We start from the raw sequence: 16,196 nt of genomic DNA, 5'->3' as shown, positions 1-16,196 counted from the left end.
GCAGAATTACGTGAGGGCGATATCACCATAGGTTCAGAGAGTCTTAACCAACAGTTGAGCTGTGATCCCCCGGACTGTTGGTTAATCCGACACTGCTGTCCGCCTTCCTCTCTGGAAACGTTCTCGGAAACGGTTGAACGATGGTTGAAATCCGTTGCCTGAGTCCGGTTCTACATACATTCCAAACCTTCCCTGAAACGCGGAAGCGCCACGCCGCGGCTTATCGGGAAAGTAGACCTCTAGTCGAGTATGGGAGAACACTCAACGTCGAACCGATTGGCGGTGGACCAGCCGAAACGGGGAGCTGACCGCAATCGGTCCCTCGCTGACCAAGCCGATCCGGCTACGGACGAGATGCTGCTGCCGCAGGTCGACGACGGCATCACGCTGATCGACGTCGAGGGAGGGCGCGGCGTCCCAATCCTGCAGTCGGTCGTACTCGACCATCTCCTCCTGCACGACGGGCCCGCCTTCTGGGTCGACGCAAATGGTCACGCGACGACGACGACACTCGCCCAGATCGCGCCCAGTCAACGGTTGCTCAACCGAATCCACGTGGCACGCGGATTCACCGCCTACCAGCACTACGGCGCCGTCTGTGATCTCCCGACGCCAGTGAACAAGTCGATCCAGACGTCCACCACCGACGCCGGGGCGGCCGGTCAAGGGGAACCGAGTCGTGACGAGGACACGTCGCCCCACACACCCGCCCTCATCGTCGCGCCGGCCGTCGACGCCCAGTACCGCGCCGACGATACCCTCGGCGAAACCCACGCAAAAACCCTCCAAGCCCGCACCCTCGCCCGGTTAGCGACCTACGCCGAGGGGTACGATATCCCGGTGCTCGTTACGCGAAACGAACGAAACGAATTCACCGAGCCGGTCGCGACGGCCGCCGACCACCACCTCGAGTGCGAGCAGACGCGGATGGGCCCTCGGGTCGTCGGCGAGGACTTCGAGACGCTTGTCTACCCCGTCGACGACGGTGCGTACTACCAGACGACGTTCGCGTATTGGCAGCAGCTGCTCGCGGCGCGCGCCACGCAGGTCGGCGTGGAACCGACGACGCCGGCGCCGTCGACGCCGACCCCGGAGGGTGTCGGAACGGGCGTCACCGCTGACGGTGAGGCGGTGGCGGCCACCGCAGATCCCTTGCTCGATGCGTGGACAGCGACCGGTACAGGAGGCCGATAGCGATGGGGCGTACGAACCCGACGTACCGAGATGCGTTGCGAGCCATCGAAGAGCGCTGGGCGGAGTTCCGGCGGGCACTGCGGCGTCGCGACCAGCCACGGTTCGACCGGCTATTCGAGTACGCCCGCGAACACGCCGACGCGAGCGGGCTGTTGAACCACCAGAATCCGCTGCTGCCGGCGCTGCTCAGCATCGATCTCGAACAGGAGGCCCGCCTCGACGACCACGAGGAACGCCTCGAAGAGCTCGAAGCCGCGGTCACAGCGAGCGATGACCAGGAGGCCGCTCCACCGGACTCGAGCCCGTGACGATGCCGTTCAGTCTCGACTTCCTGGACGACGGCCGCGTCCTGGAGTGGGAGGCAACCGCCGACGGCGCCGTCGCGACCGAGCACGAAGACTACTCGCCGCGCTTCTACGTTGCCGCTCGCGACCCAGCGACCGACCTCGACCTCACGACCCTCCAATCGGTGTACGACCAGCACCCGGACGTCGTCGCGACCGAACTGGTTGCGCGACGCCCCGGCTTTCGACGAGATGAGGAGGCCGTTCTCGCGGTCGACGTCGCCCACATCGACCGCGTCTCCCCACTCGCCCGGCAGGCACGCCAGTTGTCGGACTATCCAGTCGGGGATCTCGCCTGTTTCAACGTCGACTTCTCGCGAGAATTCAGATACTGTCTGGAGACCGGCGCCGATCCGACGCCGGCGAGTGAGCTGTCGGCGCTCCGTCTCAGCGTTCCGGTGACCGAAACGAGCAACGACGTCTATGGGGAGTTGTCCGTCGCCGGCGACACCGTCACCGGCTCGCCGACGGATCTCCTGACCGCCGTCCAGGGGGCGCTCGACGCACACGATCCGGACGTCCTGGTCTGCTCGACGAGCGAGACCGTCCCGACCCTGTACGAGATGGCGACGGACGCCGGCGTCGACGACTTCTCGTTGAGTCGGTGGCCGGACGCCGACTACCAGCAGCTCGCGAGTCGGTCGACGTACTCAAGCTACGGCCGCGTCGGCCACTCGCCTGCGCGGTACAACGTGCCCGGGCGGGCGATCATCGACGAGTCGAACACGTTCTTCTACGGGGAGACGAACCTCGACGGCGTCCTCGACCTCGTGTCGCGCTCGAAAAAGCCCGTCCAGGAGCTCGCGTGGTCGTCGATCGGGAACGTCCTCACGGCGATCCAGATTTGCGAGGCCCACAACCGCGGTGTCCTCGTCCCGTGGAACTCCTGGCGCCACGAGTTCTACAAGCCGATGGGAACGCTCCACGACGCCGACCGCGGCGGCTTCATCTTTGCACCCGAGGTCGGCCTCCACGAGAACGTCCACGAACTCGACTTCTCGAGCCTGTACCCGAACATCATCTGTACGCGAAACGTCTCGCCGGACGTCATCCGGTGTGACTGCCACAGCGACCGCGACGACGTCCCCGGCCTCGGGTACTCGATCTGCGACGACCGGGGCTACCTCGTCGACGTGCTACAGCCGATCATCGACGCTCGCGACGAGATCAAGGCGGCCATCCGTCGCGAGAAGGAACGGGACAACCCCGACGAGGACCGCCTGGCAGAACTCGAGGGACGGTCGGGCGCGCTGAAGTGGATCCTCGTCGCCTGCTTCGGCTATCAAGGGTTCAGCAACGCGAAGTTCGGCCGCATCGAGTGCCACGAGGCAATCAACGCGTTCGCTCGCGAGATCCTGCTGACGGCGAAACAGCGGCTGGAAGCCGGCGGCTGGCGGGTCGTCCACGGCATCGTCGACTCCATCTGGGTGACCCCGGACCCCGGCGTCGACGACGATGACCGCGAGGACCTCCAGACGCTCGCGACGGAGATCACCGACTGCGTCGAGATTCGGCTCGAACACGAAGCTCACTACGACTGGGTGGCGTTCGTGCCGCAGCGCGAGAGCGACGCCGGCGCGCTGACGAAGTACTTCGGCAAGGTCGCCACCGACGACGATTTCAAGATCAGAGGCATCGAAGCCCGGCAGCGCTCAACCCCGCCGTTCATCGAGGACATCCAGCGGGACTGTCTCGACCGGCTCGATGCCACGCGGTCACCGGACGCGGTGCTCGGGCGTCTCGAACGAGCAATCGACGAACTGCAGGCGGGCAACGTAGCAGTAGAGCGGCTCGTCGAGCGGAATCGTGTCTCCAAGCCGCTGGAAGGCTACTCACAGAATACCCAGAACGTGGCCGCCTTGAAGCGAGCCCGCGAGCAGGGCCTGGCAGTCCACCCGGGGCAGGATATCGAGTACGTGGTCGTCGACGACGAGAAATCCTCGCGAGAGCGTGTCGCCCTCGCCCACGAAGCGATCGAGACCTACGACGCCTCGTACTACGAGACGCAGCTGGTCCGAGCTGTCGAGAGCGTGCTGTTGCCGCTTGGGTGGGACCGGTTAGACATTCGACGGAGACTCGCAAAGACACGAGAGGTGGAGCTGACGGAGTTCACAGCGGCCCGGAACGGATGAGTAGGCTCGGATGTCACTTGAGGTGAGCAAAAACACAAGTGGGCGACGAGGTCAATGCCATTCACACTCTGGGGGGCCTTCCTCTATGGAACACCCCCCGGAGTGTGAATGGAGGAAAATCAATCACACCGAGGGTGGACAACCTATATGTGAATGGGGTGAATTGGTCCGGCCATGCCAAACAACGATTCTACGCAAACAACCGTCGACGAGATATTAAATGTCGATGAGGGAGATAGCGAAGACGAATCGGATATTTTTGAGAAACCATGGTTGCTCGAGATCGATAACGTTCCTGACGCCAATCGAATTGTCGGTCGAGACGACCACATCACGTTCTTGGCCAAGAATCTCCGGAAGATGCGGACAAATAGCGTCCCGGATAACGTCCTGGAGTGGGGTGAAACCGGGACGGGGAAGACACTAGTTGCAAGACACGTCTGTGAGCGACTCGAAGCAGCAACTGAAGGAACGGACTCCCCGATCGTTACTGCTTACATTAATCCGGATCCCATCTCTACGTATACCTCCACCTTCCGGAAGATCGCAGAACAGGTGAACGCGAAAGCAGAGAATCCGCTCGAAGTCCCCTATCAGGGCCTCTCAGCTGAACATTATCGGGATCAGAAATTGTGGCCCGTTGTTCAGCGGGAGTTTTCTGGTGGTCTCGTCGTCATCATCGATGAAATCGACAAGCACGGAGAAGTCAACGAAGTGCTCTACACGCTATCACGGACACAATCAAAAGACGACGTTGACTTCCCAGTCGTTACGATCGGGATTTCGAACGACATCGAATTCAAGGGAGAAATCGAGTCGCGGGTCCAATCGACTCTCCAGCCAGAACACCGAACGTTCACGCCGTACGAAGAAGACCAGCTCATTGCAATCCTCGAAAATCGACGGGACGCATTCTACGATGGTGTCCTCGATGAGGAGGTGATTCCAACCACAGCTGAACTCGCAGCTGAAGAACACGGTGACGCTCGACGCGCAGTCCGTTTGTTCCGGAATGCAGGTGAAATAGCCGACGAGGAAGGGGACAACATCGTGACAGGCGAACATGTCCATGAGGCTGACGAACTCGTCGAAGTCGAACTGTTCATGGAGATGGTAAAGGGAACGCCGTTATCTGGAAAGCTTCTCCTCTTTTCACTCACACGTCTTGATCGGAATAACCCGGAGAAAGAATGGTTCCGAACCTCGGAGATCCACGAGGTGTACCAAACAGTAGCGCGGGATGTCGAAGTAGAGCCGAAGGGGTACAATCGTGCGCTCGAACTGCTGAACAAGCACGTGACAACAGGTGTTCTCGAATCCAAGAAGAAAGAAGGCGGAGATCAGGGGAAGTTCAGGTCGTATGCTCTCCAAGGAGACGTGGAGAGTACACGAACTGGACTGATCAACTCAACGGCGGAGCTCCAGACGTTGATGGGATGGTGACACCCCCACCCCTCGGTGTGAATGGTATGGCATAGGCTACGACTGTTGTAAAGACGAAGCCGGACTCAGCCTGCAGAAGACGGTTCGTTCATCTGAAGAAGCGATAACGGTACGGAGAGCGGCTTTCACGTTCCGCCACGGTAGCTGCCCCGGTCCGCTACTGCACCGCACCGCAGCTGTAGTTATCTTTATTATACTACAGTCAAAACAGCCCTCCGAGTGGGTGTATTCTGAAAGGCGAGGCCTTGTGCCGAAGCCGACGCTTCGTCACTGAGGCGAGAACCCTCCTACTGCGTGAGGACTTCTGCTGTTAAGGACTTCTTAATCGCGGTACACTGGGTGGTGGACCATTCACACTGAGGGGTGTGGGGGTAAACGAGGCGTAATCTATCGACGTGTTTCTATGGCTTCTATCGACCTGAAGTCCCGTCAGAGAGTACCCGTTGGTAGCCCATTCACACCGAGGGGTGTCGGGTAAACCGATCCCATTCACACTCTGGGGGGTGTCATCTGCTACGCTACGAATCACGTTGAAACGAACATCTGGCTACAGTTCAATCTCGTCTACTCGTCGGGATTCACCGGCCCTTTGTACTTCGACGTTACCGAATCTCCTTCACGCCACTGCCAGTAGTAGTAGCGGTTGTCGTTGATTTCCTTGATCGTGATCGTCGCCTTCGCCGGCACGTCGTCCGGGAGGTCATCGGGGCGCTCCTCGACGTCGCCGTCGTCCGCTTCCTCCTCGAGACGAGCTTCACGCTCCTTGTGTTCGGCCAACGCCTCGGCGTAGCTGGCAGCGTCCCGAAGATGCTCCGGTGTGGCTTCGTTGAGGGCGTCGACGATCTCCGTCGGGAGGTTTGTCGGTGGGGACGGTGGTTCGTAGGACATCGACTCTCTCCGTGTTAACCAACACGAACTCTCTATCTATAGTTTTGTTGGTTAAGACGATGGAGCAAGCTCTTGTTCCTCTCTGCCTGTAACACTACTCGAAACTTCTTTATATAGTAGTTTCGTACAATGTTACACCGTGCTCCGGCGCATCGAACTCGAGGTCCTCGCCACGGTCGACCGCGGCGACACGATCTCCGAGCTCGCGACGAAGCTCGACCACAGCGAGAGTTACCTCTCTCGTGCCGTCGGCGACCTCGTCGAAAAGGGACTCGTCTACACGGAACGCGACGGCCGGCGAAAACGAGTCGTCCCGTCGGATGCTCGCGCCGTCGAACTCTATCGGGACCTCGTCCGCCAGCACCCCCACATCGAGTTCCCCGAGCTGCTGACCGGGAAGGCACTCGAGGTGCTGTACTACCTCGACCAGGCGCGAACCGTCTCCGAGATCGCCGACCGGAGCGACAACTACCGCAACACGGTCAACCGCGCCCTCAAGCGGTTTCGCGACCGGGGTCTCGTCGGGACAGCCGACGGCCACTACGAGTTCAACGCCGATTTCGACCGCCTCCACGAGTTCGCCCGTGAACTAGCACACCATCTGTATCGCCAGCGCCTCGAAGCCGTTGCCCCGAAGGGTACGATTCTCTGGGAGGACTACGACGAATTCCTCGCCCAGGCCGAGACGGAAATCGACGCGGCGGCGTTCCACGAAACCGGCCTCGCTCGGTTCGCAGCCTTCGACCTCCAGTTCCTGCTCACCGGCCATCGCTACTACTTTTACTCCGAGGAACTCGACGCAGTCTCGCCGGCGGAGCTCTGCTGTCACACGCTGCTTATCGACGACGGCAGCCGCCACCGCTCGTACTGTCTCCTCCTGCTCAGCCACGTCGACGTCGACGAGGCGGACCTCCGAGAGCAGGCGGCGAAGTATGGCCTCGAAGACGAAATCGACGCCTTGCTCCGCTACCTCGAAACGCACGGCGAGGTATACGACGACCGACTCCCGGAGTGGGACGAGTTCCAGGAGCTGGCGGCTGAGTACGAGGTGGGACTACCACAATGAGACCAACATTCGGACGCGAGTACATCGAGAACGAATTCCAGCGAATCGCGGATGGCCTCTCAGCCCCGCTCACGGTCTACCTGATCGGTGGTGGCGCGATGTCGCTGCGCGACCTCAAGGGGGCGACGAAAGATATCGATCTGGTTGTTCCAGATGGCGACGCGTACGGCCAGCTGTGGGCCGTCCTGATGGACCTCGGGTATGCGGAGGTCCAATCGCTGGATCCAGATTACCGGGCGCTGGGCGCGACGAGTTGCGTCGAGAACGACGATGGGTGTCGCCTCGACATCTTCAACCAGCAGGTCGCGAACAAGCTCGTGCTCACCGACGGGATGCAAGAGCGCAGCGAGCCGTTCCTCAACCTGGATCGACTGACGGTCCGGCTGGTCAGCAACGAGGATATCTTCCTGTTCAAGGCGATCGCCGGCCGCGACGACGACATCGAGGACATGAATATGCTCGTGCAGGCCGGCCTCGATTACGACATCGTCCGGGCCGAACTCGAAACCCAGATCGAACGCCTGGGGGACGATCAGTTCGCCACGTTCGCGAACGAGGCCCTGGTCGAACTCGAGGAGCGGTACGGGGTGACCACGCCGATCGAGGCCCGCGTCCAGGAGCTCACGAACAGGTACTACCGGGGGCTCGAAGTCCTCCAAGCACTCGACGAGCCGATGACCGTCGACGAACTGGCCGCCGAACTGGAGCTGGATACCGACGAGGTTCACGACCGGCTCGCGTATCTCTCGACGTTCGATCGAGTCCGGCGGGATGGTGACACAGTCCGTCCCGTGGAGTAGGCCGCTCTACTCTCGTTGAACTAGACCAAAAATTCTCCCAATACGGCCGCTGGTACCCCTCAATGCGTAACTTGGTGTAAAATCAGGGGCAGCATAGATTTCCCTCTGAGGGACGAGAGTACGACAAGCAGGTTTTACCCAAGAAGCGCCAACGACCGGCATCATGCGGGAGTTCGTCTTCACAGTCGAATACGATGCCGGGGTCGATGCAGTGATGGATTGCTTCATCGAACACCCGGACCTGTCCGCTCGGTCGATGGAGATCAACGCGACGAGCGAGGCAGTGTGGGGCATCGAGAAGGTCGTCGGCCCCTCTACCGTCCTCGATGAACTTGACGATACGCTGGAACGCGTTGCCAACGATCCGAATCAGACCGGGATGTGCGGGGCGTCCGTGACCGAGTTCGAGTATACGATTCTCTCGTCGAACGCCGAATCGCGGAAAATTCACTGGCTTCGCCGGGAAGGTGATGGTCCACGGTCGATTCCCCTCGTCGCCGCGAAGCACATCGGCGAGGGACTAATCATGCGCACCGAACGGCGGGGAGATCAGTATCGCTGGCGACTGCTTATTGACGGTCCCGCAACGGAGGTTCACGAAGCGGTTCGAGAGAACCTTCGAGAGGGACTCTCATTAACCGTCGAACGACTCGGCACGCCGCCATGCTTGCTCGAAGACGGACGCGTCCAGCAGACACTCACGCCCGAACAGAAGGCAGCTCTCGAAGCAGCAATCGAACGCGGATACTACGAGGAGCCACGGCAGCAGTCGGTTACTGAGATCGCAAACGATGTCGGCGTGTCGCGTTCGACGTTCCAATACCGCCTCAACCGAGCCGAAGCGTGGTTAGCACGGCAGTTCGCGGCTGATTCACTCGACGCCAACCTCGACGTGAATCTCGACCCGGAGGACATCGAATTTATCCAGTGAGATCGGGTCGACGTGAGGGCGGTTGGAATATGTCGAAGTAAATCCTACCCCGATGGCTCTCGTCCCTTACTGTATGTCTACAACTGATGCCAGCGTGCAGCTGATTCGGAATGCCACGACTCTCTTGGACGTCGATGACACGACGTTCCTCGTCGACCCGATGTTCACGCCGCAGGGTGAGATGCCGACCGTGACGGAATCCCCCGGCGTTCCTGAGTTCCTCACGACAGAAAACCAGAAACGGAACCCACTCGTTCCGTTACATGACGTCGATCTCGACTACGACGCCGTGGTCGTCACACATCGTCACCCCGACCACTGGGACGAGACAGCTATCGAGAAACTCGACGCCAACGTGCCGCTATTCTGTCAGCCCGAGGAAGCGGACGAGTTCACTGACGAGGGCTTCACTGACGTTCGGCCGGTCGACGATGAGACGACCTTCGACGGTATCACCATCTACCGGACGCCGGGCCAGCACGGGCACGGCGAACTTGCCGAGGGGATGGCCCCGGTCTCGGGCTTCGTCTTCGAGGGTAAGGAGACGGTGTACGTCGCTGGCGACACGATCTGGTACGAGCCGGTCGAAGAGACACTCGATGAGTTCGACCCGGATCTAGTCGTTCTCAACGGCGGCGAAGCACAGTTCGATCAGGGCGAACCCATCACGATGGGCGTCGAGGACATCAATGCTGTCCGCGAGGCCACTGATGCCGAGATAGTGGTTGTCCACATGGAGGCGATCAACCATTGCTTGCTGTCGCGCGACGAATTGCGGGCAGAGACAGAAGATGTACACGTTCCTGAGGACGGCGAACGGTTCAGTCTATAACGTGGGAACTCCCGCTTGCAACTGTACCGCGTTGTAACCTCCGGTTCCGGGTGATTACCTCGCTAGCTCAGCTGGGAGTCGACCGTCTGGACGGGGAACGCGGCCCCGTTTGATCTCGTAATCGACGCGACGCAGGTGCTTGCAGCCGCCCTCGGGTGAGCGCTGCTGCCAGTCGGGACAGGTACACGATTCGTCGATGACGTCGACTTCGTACCTGTTGCCGGACGCGGACTGTACCTCGTAGCGGCCACCTTTCGAAAGGAGCGAAACGTCCATCGCTTCGCCGACGGCACGCTTCGTGCGGGGCTCGAGATCGTCCCGTGACTCTGCGTTTTCGTCGACGACCAGTCGGTCGCGAACGTCGCCCGTTCGACCTCCGTCCGGCGCGACGGCTTCCGCAGAGCCACTGAGCCACTCGTGGAGAACCTCCTCCACCGGATGGCCTTCCGGCCACAGGAAGTGGACCTCGCGGCGCTCGCGATGGTCGTAGGAGCCGCACGCCGCTGCGCTCCCGGTCCACACTCGCCAGGCACCCAGCGCGGCCATCACATCGACGATGTCGCGGGGAACCGTCTGGTGGTCGTCCGGGAAGAACACCCGAAAGCGGGTACACGTCTCCTGGGGCGGGACAGTTTCCCACCAATCTTCGCTGGCGCTCCAGCTGTCGAACATCGCGTCGTCGCTGCCGTAGCCCACCGTGACGCCGTCGATCGGCGTCCAGTCCGCTGGGAGGTGGTCCGCCTCGCCTTCGAGCACCCGAAGAACGGCGTATCGGAGGTACTCGTGGGCTTGGTTGTCTGTCGTACGAGCGACTTGGTTGTGCTGCTCGGCAACGTGCTCGGCTTCCTCGAGGACCGTCGTGAGATAGGTGTCAGTCATCATTCGACGGAGGTCTGAATGCGCCTCCGCCCCTCGGCGGGCGCAGAAAAACTTAACCAACAAAACGTCTGGGAACGGCTACCTGTTGGTTAACTAAATTAGCTACCGAGCGATTCTTCGAGAACGTCGATGAGTTCCTCTGCCGTCCCACTGATGCGTCCGAGACGTTCTCGAACGACTTCGGGATCATCCGACTTCCAGGCAGCCAAGTAGAACGCCGAACCGCTGGTGTCGAGTTCGCAGTACCGCCCAACGACGTACGCGACGGCTTCGGCCTCGACTTCGCGTTTCGACCGCTCGATATCGTCGTCAACGTCGAAATGGAGTAGGGCGTGCGCGTATTCGTGAATCAGCGTTCGGGCGAGATCGGCGTCGTTCTCCCGGTCACGGACCTCAACGCGCGGCTGCATATCGACGAGACTGAGCTGCTCGCAGATGCCCTTCGCCTCACCGTGCGTCCACTCCGTTTCCGGAACAATCCGAACCGTCACACCGAGTTCATCCGCCGCGTCGGTCAGTCGACCGACGAGGTTGCCGGCGTCCCCGGTCGCTTCTGTGTCGAGTTCGGGAAGTGGCTCGCCTTCGGTTTGGGAGACGTCGAACACTGGCGCCGGCTTGAACCCGACCAGCCCCTCCGACCACTCTTCGGGCGGCGTCTCGTCGTACTCACAGTCGCTGTTCTCGTGGTAACTCGGCGAGTTCTCGCACTCCGGGCACTGGTTGGTGATGATCGGCGCCCAGATCCAGAGGGCCGACTCGCCCTCCGTGACGTGGCGGTCGAACTCCTTCTGCCACGTCCGGTAACCCGCCACGCGGGTTGCCTCGGGACACTGGCGCTTGATGAGGAGCGTGTTCCGATACGAGTAATCGTGGAACCGACTCTGGACATCGAGCCATTCCTGGAACTCCGCGCTAGCCTGCGCGTCGTCGACGCCGGCGACGAGATCGTCAATCCACTGTTCGATGGTGCTGTTCATCTCGTCCGATCGCGTGTCGGTCTGCTCGAAGGAGACCGACGAGTCACTGGTCGTAGCCATTGGGTTCACCGAATTGAGTTCACGGCGACTGCGTCAGTTCAGACCGCGCCGCACCCCTCAGGGGCGCAGAAAAAACACGCCTCCACGACTTCGTTCAAGTCGGGGTGGCTGACAGGGGATGGTGTTAACAACCGCAAGTACATCAGATAAGCCAGAATGGGTCTCTTGAGTACACTCCGTAGGGCCGTCGAAGGGGAGTCATCGACCCTGTGGGAGTGCCGAAACTGTGGAGAGACACTCTCAGAGAACGCCGAAGAGTGTCCAAGCTGTGGGACTGAGGATGCCGTCTGCTACGAGCTCTGATCAGCGAAGCGCTTCCTTCTCATCAGCGAAGCCGACCGTGACGAGGTACTCGAGGTACGCGTCGAACCGCTCGACGTCGCTGGGCGTGTCGGTCGCAAGGTGACGCGCCCACTCGATGGCCCACTGGAAGGCAGGATCCGTGCCGCCCTTGCCGTGTAGATACCACCAGCGAGCCGCTTTCAGTACGACCAGCGGATTCGTCGGCGGGTGTTCACCGGCAAGCCCCAGGCTGATCGACTCGATTTCATCGGGGATGTCGGTGGGATTGACTTCACCTGATTGTGTGCTGTCGATATCGACTGGGATGTCGTCGATTGAGACGTTGTCGGCACTCTGTTGTTGACTCACTGAAGTCACCTCTGAGGACCCTCGATGGAGCCCTCGCCCTCTCCGGGGGCACGAAAAACAGGTCGCGAAATCACTCCGGCGGGAGGTAGACGCTCTGCTCGCCGGCGATCTCCTCCAGGTTGTTCCGGTGACGGTGATTGAAGTAGCACTCGTAGCTACAGTATCCACAGATTGCGCCGGTATCGTACTCGGCGACGTACGGGCCGCGGCGAGTTCGCCAGACGTTCGCCCCGCACTCGGTACAGGCGGCTTGTTCGAGATCAGCTGGACTCGGTCCCTCGTACTCGACGTCCAACCCCTCGTCTTCCGGTGTTGTTTCGGGCCAGATTCCGTTGGCGATCCAGAACTGGCGGACGCGGGCGAGGCTGTGGCGCACCGTCTTTCGCACGGTGACGTGGTCGGCGTCGCGACCGCTGTCGTCCCAGCCGTCGGCCGTCCAGAACTCACCGAACTGTGCGCCACGATGCGGCCCGTTCCAGTCGACGCCGACGATGTCGGCCGGTGGCTCGTCCGTGAGTGTCGGTCGGGTCAGCTGCCGAATGGCGTCAAGCTGCTTGGGCGGACTCCCACCGAGGATGTGGACGCGCCGACCTCTCCAATCGGCCGGATCTGAGAACTCGTGCGCTAGCCGGTCGGCGTAGCCACGCGAATATCCGAGCACGAGGTCCTCGGGAATCGCGTCGATCACCGCCCGCGACTTCGGAACGACGATGAGCTCGGCCTCGGGATAGCTCGCTTGGATCTCACGAGCAGCAGCGACGTGGGCGTTGACATCGTCGATATCGTCGACGTCCCCGATGACCCCGACCTGTGGTTCGTGCTCGAAGAAGCGGTCGACGAACCGCTCCAGATCGGGATTCCGGAAGTCGTTATCGAGCATCCCGACGGGAATGTCTAATCCGTGAAACTGCGTTTGTTGATACCCACAGTCTTCGCGAAAGCCGGGTAGATATCCGAGGTCGAAGGCATCGATCGCGAACGGAGCTCGATGAAGGAACGCTACATGGTCTGCTTGTCTAGCTTCGACAATCTTGCGAGCAGTGCTGCCGCTGGTACTACATTCGAGTGACATAAATTCGAGCTGTGGGGCGCAGCTTGCTGCCCCGCACCCTCTCAGGGGCACCAACAACAGGGTTTGAGGACTATTAACCAACAAATGGCTAAATCCAACTACTGTTGGTTAATCATTACACCCAATTATTGGCTATGACTGTGTTTAGAAAATAGTCAAGTAAGCTTTCACGCTAGATGGGATTTAGCACTGGGTGAGCTGTAGAGAGGACTATAATCGGAACTCTTACTTGAGAGTCTATTCAATTCGATTACGATGGCACAAGGGACGGAACGACTTCGACGCTATCTCGACGATGAACTTGAGGAGTGTCGCAGCGAGGACGTCGAGCGCCGACTCGACGAACTCAGCACCCTCGAAGCAGCACTCGGGACTACGCAGGTAGAGGCTGAACTCGATGTGCTCTCGGCACTCTCCAACGAGACACGATATACGATCATCCGTGTGCTCGTTGCCGCACAAGAGGAACTCTGCGTCTGTGAGCTGAATGCGGTCGTTGACGTGACCGAGAGCGGGCTCAGCCACGCGCTCTCGAAACTCGTCGATGCAGGATTGGTCGACGGCCGGAAGGACGGCCGGTGGAAGAAGTACCGTGCTACCAACCGGGCTGTTGCGCTCATTACCGTTCTTGAGGGGAGCGTGACCGATGAGTAACGCCGACGCCCACGACCACGGCCCCAACTGTGACTGTGAGAGCTGTGGCGACCCGCGGTCGATGGACTTTCTCGATAAGTACCTTACCGTCTGGATTTTCGGGGCAATGGCGATCGGCGTGGGACTTGGGTTCGTCGCCCCGTCGGTGACCCAACCGATTCAGAACTTCCATCTCGTCGAGATCGGCCTCATTGCGATGATGTATCCGCCACTGGCGAAGGCCGATTACTCGCAACTTCGGACCGTCTTCAGCAACTGGCGAGTACTCGGGTTGAGCCTCGTGCAGAACTGGCTGATCGGCCCGACGCTGATGTTCGGGCTCGCGGTCGTCTTCTTCAGCGGGCTCGTCCCAGGGCTTCCGGCGCGTCCCGAATACTTCCTCGGGCTCGTGTTCATCGGGATGGCCCGGTGTATCGCGATGGTACTCGTCTGGAACGAACTCGCAGAAGGCTCGACCGAGTACGTCACCGGGCTCGTCGCGTTCAACAGCCTCTTCCAGATCATCACCTACGGCGTCTACGTCTGGTTCTTCGCGCTCTTCCTCCCGCCACTTCTGGGGATGGAGTCACTCGTCGCTGGCATCACGACATTCGACATCACGCCGATGCAGGTGTTCGAGGCGATCGTCATCTTCCTCGGGATTCCGTTCGCGGGCGGCTTCCTGACCCGGTATGTCGGAACTCGCGCCAAGAGCGAAGCCTGGTACGATGATGAGTTCATCCCAAAGATCGACCCGCTGACACTCGTCGCGCTCCTGTTCACCGTCATCGTGATGTTCGCCACGCAGGGCGGCACCATCGTCGCCTCGCCGGGTGACGTCCTACTGATCGCCGTGCCGCTGACGATTTACTTCGTCGTGATGTTCTTCGTGAGCTTTGGGATGGGTCGCGGCATCGGCGCCGACTACTCGACGACGACGGCAATCGGGTTCACGGCGGCATCGAACAACTTCGAGCTGGCAATCGCCGTCGCCGTGGCGGTGTTCGGCGTCGGCTCCGGCGTCGCATTCGCGACCGTCGTTGGCCCGCTTATTGAAGTCCCCGTCTTGCTTGCGCTGGTCAACGTTGCACTGTACTTCCAGCGGAAGTTCGATTGGGGAGACTTCGATACTGGAAGTCTCGAGCCGGCTGCACTAAATCCGGAGACTGACGACTAACCACGACAAAACAATGTCATCCAACACTGAAACCGACGACCCGATTCGTATCGCCTTCATGTGCGTCCAGAACGCTGGCCGCTCACAGATGTCCACGGCCTTCGCAGAACGTGAACGAGAACGCCGTGACCTCGATGACCGTGTCGAAATCCTCACTGGAGGTACCCACCCGGCCGACCACGTACACGACGATGTCGTTGACGTGATGGACGAAGTGGGGTTTGACCTCTCCGACCGGACGCCACGAGAGATCACGCTGGACGAACTGCGTTCCTGCGACTACGTCGCCACGATGGGTTGCTCGACACTCGACGTCGGCGATGTCGGTGAGGACGTCGATGTCCGTGATTGGGCGCTGGAGGATCCTGATGGACAGGATCTTGATCAGGTAGGCGAAATCCGTGACGAAATCGAACAGCGGGTTATCTCGTTGTTCGATGAATTCAGCACTGTTGAGTAATTCTTCCGAAGTATTACTCTTCGTCTTCTCGCAACGCTTCTGCTTTCCACTGGAGTCGGCGCAGAATCTGCGTTCGATTTTGGTGGGCGTTCTCGTAGGCAACACACTCCCGGAGCGTCTCCATATCGGGGATCGTCGCGATCCCGGCCTTGATCAGGCGCGTGTTCGGTGCTTCCAGACGCTTTTCTGGAGGGAATTCGTCACTCTCTTCGTCGTCAGTGGTTCCCATCTCAAAGAGCCTCCATCCCTTTGGGGCTGACACAAACAACTCTCCGGACGATAATGCCCATCTCTAATAGAGATAAAACCGATACAACGGTTACCGTAATGGTCATTCCCCGCGAGTGTTTACAGGCCCGTATGGAGCGAAAGACGATCTCCGTCACCGGGATGTCCTGCAACGGGTGCGAACAGAACGTGGAGACCGCCCTGCGAAACCTCGATGGTGTGAATCGGGTCGAGGCCGACCACGACGCTAACACGGTCGACGTCGTCCTCGAGGATGGAGTCTCAGACGACGACGTGAACGCGGCAATCGAACAGGCTGGCTACGACATAAAGGCTTAATCGGCTGTCAATCGGCCGTCTCCACGCTCGCCGTCGGTGCGGTCGTCGAGGGCGAACTCGGTGTTGACACCCTCGCCGGAGAGGAGTTGA

At 60.4% G+C, this 16,196-nt stretch carries 19 protein-coding genes; 13 read left to right on the top strand and 6 right to left on the bottom strand.

Translation table 11 applies throughout. From position 1 onward, the window contains the following. Positions 1-249: 249 nt before the first annotated feature. From ACQE3M_RS13520 to ACQE3M_RS13505, 4 genes are all read left to right on the top strand, one after another. A complete protein-coding gene (locus tag ACQE3M_RS13520; protein WP_430506163.1) occupies positions 250-1,194 on the top strand; it encodes a hypothetical protein in 945 nt (314 codons plus the stop codon). Between the two features lie 2 nt (positions 1,195-1,196). Next, the gene (locus ACQE3M_RS13515; RefSeq protein WP_430506162.1) at positions 1,197-1,502 is read left to right on the top strand and encodes a DUF8156 family protein; all 306 of its coding nucleotides are present in this window, start codon (positions 1,197-1,199) and stop codon (positions 1,500-1,502) included. A 2-nt stretch (positions 1,503-1,504) separates the two neighbouring features. Further along, positions 1,505-3,670 carry a type B DNA-directed DNA polymerase gene (locus tag ACQE3M_RS13510; protein WP_430506161.1) on the top strand — a complete coding sequence of 722 codons (2,166 nt, stop codon included), beginning with the start codon at positions 1,505-1,507 and terminating at the stop codon, positions 3,668-3,670. Positions 3,671-3,844: 174 nt separating this feature from the next. Continuing rightward, the gene (locus ACQE3M_RS13505) at positions 3,845-5,113 is read left to right on the top strand and encodes an orc1/cdc6 family replication initiation protein (protein WP_430506160.1); all 1,269 of its coding nucleotides are present in this window, start codon (positions 3,845-3,847) and stop codon (positions 5,111-5,113) included. Between the two features lie 564 nt (positions 5,114-5,677). Here ACQE3M_RS13505 and ACQE3M_RS13500 read toward each other — a convergent pair. Beyond that, complete coding sequence (locus ACQE3M_RS13500; RefSeq protein WP_430506159.1) at positions 5,678-6,001, bottom strand: DUF6788 family protein; 324 nt, start codon at positions 5,999-6,001, stop codon at positions 5,678-5,680. 139 nt (positions 6,002-6,140) lie between these two features. Here ACQE3M_RS13500 and ACQE3M_RS13495 point away from each other — a divergent pair, with 139 nt between their 5' ends. The 4 genes from ACQE3M_RS13495 to ACQE3M_RS13480 all read left to right on the top strand — a co-directional run bounded on the left by ACQE3M_RS13495 (position 6,141) and on the right by ACQE3M_RS13480 (position 9,630). Beyond that, complete coding sequence (locus tag ACQE3M_RS13495) at positions 6,141-7,067, top strand: helix-turn-helix transcriptional regulator (RefSeq protein WP_430506158.1); 927 nt, start codon at positions 6,141-6,143, stop codon at positions 7,065-7,067. After that, positions 7,064-7,867 carry a DUF6036 family nucleotidyltransferase gene (locus ACQE3M_RS13490; protein ID WP_430506157.1) on the top strand — a complete coding sequence of 268 codons (804 nt, stop codon included), beginning with the start codon at positions 7,064-7,066 and terminating at the stop codon, positions 7,865-7,867. The genes ACQE3M_RS13495 and ACQE3M_RS13490 overlap by 4 nt, the downstream gene beginning before the upstream one ends. 163 nt (positions 7,868-8,030) lie before the next feature. After that, the gene (locus ACQE3M_RS13485; protein WP_430506156.1) at positions 8,031-8,798 is read left to right on the top strand and encodes a helix-turn-helix domain-containing protein; all 768 of its coding nucleotides are present in this window, start codon (positions 8,031-8,033) and stop codon (positions 8,796-8,798) included. A gap of 73 nt (positions 8,799-8,871) precedes the next feature. Beyond that, complete coding sequence (locus ACQE3M_RS13480; RefSeq protein ID WP_430506155.1) at positions 8,872-9,630, top strand: MBL fold metallo-hydrolase; 759 nt, start codon at positions 8,872-8,874, stop codon at positions 9,628-9,630. A 54-nt stretch (positions 9,631-9,684) separates the two neighbouring features. Here ACQE3M_RS13480 and ACQE3M_RS13475 read toward each other — a convergent pair whose 3' ends face one another. Continuing rightward, positions 9,685-10,509: a hypothetical protein gene (locus ACQE3M_RS13475; RefSeq protein ID WP_430506154.1), complete on the bottom strand. Its 825-nt coding sequence runs from the start codon at positions 10,507-10,509 to the stop codon at positions 9,685-9,687. A gap of 98 nt (positions 10,510-10,607) precedes the next feature. Beyond that, the gene (locus ACQE3M_RS13470) at positions 10,608-11,546 is read right to left on the bottom strand and encodes an ImmA/IrrE family metallo-endopeptidase (protein ID WP_430506153.1); all 939 of its coding nucleotides are present in this window, start codon (positions 11,544-11,546) and stop codon (positions 10,608-10,610) included. A gap of 156 nt (positions 11,547-11,702) precedes the next feature. Between ACQE3M_RS13470 and ACQE3M_RS13465 the strand changes: the two genes are divergently transcribed. Next, entirely contained in the window at positions 11,703-11,849 is a 147-nt protein-coding gene (locus ACQE3M_RS13465) for a zinc-ribbon domain-containing protein (protein WP_430506152.1), read from the top strand. On the opposite strand, the gene ACQE3M_RS13460 is transcribed toward ACQE3M_RS13465, so the two are convergent. Then, complete coding sequence (locus ACQE3M_RS13460) at positions 11,850-12,197, bottom strand: DUF8013 domain-containing protein (RefSeq protein ID WP_430506151.1); 348 nt, start codon at positions 12,195-12,197, stop codon at positions 11,850-11,852. 70 nt (positions 12,198-12,267) lie between these two features. Continuing rightward, the gene (locus tag ACQE3M_RS13455; RefSeq protein WP_430506150.1) at positions 12,268-13,269 is read right to left on the bottom strand and encodes a DUF6610 family protein; all 1,002 of its coding nucleotides are present in this window, start codon (positions 13,267-13,269) and stop codon (positions 12,268-12,270) included. Between the two features lie 255 nt (positions 13,270-13,524). Between ACQE3M_RS13455 and ACQE3M_RS13450 the strand changes: the two genes are divergently transcribed. The 3 genes from ACQE3M_RS13450 to ACQE3M_RS13440 are packed head-to-tail and all read left to right on the top strand — an operon-like array spanning position 13,525 to position 15,539. Further along, positions 13,525-13,923, top strand: coding sequence for an ArsR/SmtB family transcription factor (locus ACQE3M_RS13450; RefSeq protein ID WP_430506149.1), 399 nt, complete (start codon positions 13,525-13,527; stop codon positions 13,921-13,923). Continuing rightward, positions 13,916-15,079: an ACR3 family arsenite efflux transporter gene (arsB, locus tag ACQE3M_RS13445; protein WP_430506148.1), complete on the top strand. Its 1,164-nt coding sequence runs from the start codon at positions 13,916-13,918 to the stop codon at positions 15,077-15,079. The genes ACQE3M_RS13450 and arsB overlap by 8 nt, the downstream gene beginning before the upstream one ends. A 13-nt stretch (positions 15,080-15,092) precedes the next feature. Then, positions 15,093-15,539, top strand: coding sequence for an arsenate reductase/protein-tyrosine-phosphatase family protein (locus tag ACQE3M_RS13440; protein WP_430506147.1), 447 nt, complete (start codon positions 15,093-15,095; stop codon positions 15,537-15,539). 13 nt (positions 15,540-15,552) lie between these two features. Here the strand turns inward: ACQE3M_RS13440 and ACQE3M_RS13435 are convergent, their stop codons facing one another. Beyond that, a complete protein-coding gene (locus tag ACQE3M_RS13435; protein ID WP_430506146.1) occupies positions 15,553-15,768 on the bottom strand; it encodes a DUF8129 domain-containing protein in 216 nt (71 codons plus the stop codon). 131 nt (positions 15,769-15,899) lie between these two features. Between ACQE3M_RS13435 and ACQE3M_RS13430 the strand changes: the two genes are divergently transcribed. Continuing rightward, positions 15,900-16,106, top strand: a complete 207-nt coding sequence (locus ACQE3M_RS13430; RefSeq protein ID WP_426963462.1) for a heavy-metal-associated domain-containing protein — start codon at positions 15,900-15,902, stop codon at positions 16,104-16,106. Positions 16,107-16,196 lie beyond the last annotated feature (90 nt).

It is taken from the genome of Halosubterraneus shenae, assembly GCF_050510935.1.
Lineage (GTDB): Archaea > Halobacteriota > Halobacteria > Halobacteriales > Haloferacaceae > JBDGPU01.
Note: the sequence above shows the minus strand (reverse complement) of the source record. Positions and strands in the feature narration are given on the sequence as shown.

Bases quoted from the DNA above. Each gene is read 5' to 3' on its own strand.
- ACQE3M_RS13520 (WP_430506163.1), top strand. From the start codon at position 250: ATGGGAGAACACTCAACGTCGAACCGATTGGCGGTGGACCAGCCGAAA.
- ACQE3M_RS13515 (WP_430506162.1), top strand. From the start codon at position 1,197: ATGGGGCGTACGAACCCGACGTACCGAGATGCGTTGCGAGCCATCGAA.
- ACQE3M_RS13510 (WP_430506161.1), top strand. From the start codon at position 1,505: ATGCCGTTCAGTCTCGACTTCCTGGACGACGGCCGCGTCCTGGAGTGG.
- ACQE3M_RS13505 (WP_430506160.1), top strand. From the start codon at position 3,845: ATGCCAAACAACGATTCTACGCAAACAACCGTCGACGAGATATTAAAT.
- ACQE3M_RS13500 (WP_430506159.1), bottom strand. From the start codon at position 6,001: ATGTCCTACGAACCACCGTCCCCACCGACAAACCTCCCGACGGAGATC.
- ACQE3M_RS13490 (WP_430506157.1), top strand. From the start codon at position 7,064: ATGAGACCAACATTCGGACGCGAGTACATCGAGAACGAATTCCAGCGA.
- ACQE3M_RS13485 (WP_430506156.1), top strand. From the start codon at position 8,031: ATGCGGGAGTTCGTCTTCACAGTCGAATACGATGCCGGGGTCGATGCA.
- ACQE3M_RS13480 (WP_430506155.1), top strand. From the start codon at position 8,872: ATGTCTACAACTGATGCCAGCGTGCAGCTGATTCGGAATGCCACGACT.
- ACQE3M_RS13475 (WP_430506154.1), bottom strand. From the start codon at position 10,509: ATGACTGACACCTATCTCACGACGGTCCTCGAGGAAGCCGAGCACGTT.
- ACQE3M_RS13470 (WP_430506153.1), bottom strand. From the start codon at position 11,546: ATGGCTACGACCAGTGACTCGTCGGTCTCCTTCGAGCAGACCGACACG.
- ACQE3M_RS13465 (WP_430506152.1), top strand. From the start codon at position 11,703: ATGGGTCTCTTGAGTACACTCCGTAGGGCCGTCGAAGGGGAGTCATCG.
- ACQE3M_RS13455 (WP_430506150.1), bottom strand. From the start codon at position 13,269: ATGTCACTCGAATGTAGTACCAGCGGCAGCACTGCTCGCAAGATTGTC.
- ACQE3M_RS13450 (WP_430506149.1), top strand. From the start codon at position 13,525: ATGGCACAAGGGACGGAACGACTTCGACGCTATCTCGACGATGAACTT.
- arsB (WP_430506148.1), top strand. From the start codon at position 13,916: ATGAGTAACGCCGACGCCCACGACCACGGCCCCAACTGTGACTGTGAG.
- ACQE3M_RS13440 (WP_430506147.1), top strand. From the start codon at position 15,093: ATGTCATCCAACACTGAAACCGACGACCCGATTCGTATCGCCTTCATG.
- ACQE3M_RS13435 (WP_430506146.1), bottom strand. From the start codon at position 15,768: ATGGGAACCACTGACGACGAAGAGAGTGACGAATTCCCTCCAGAAAAG.
- ACQE3M_RS13430 (WP_426963462.1), top strand. From the start codon at position 15,900: ATGGAGCGAAAGACGATCTCCGTCACCGGGATGTCCTGCAACGGGTGC.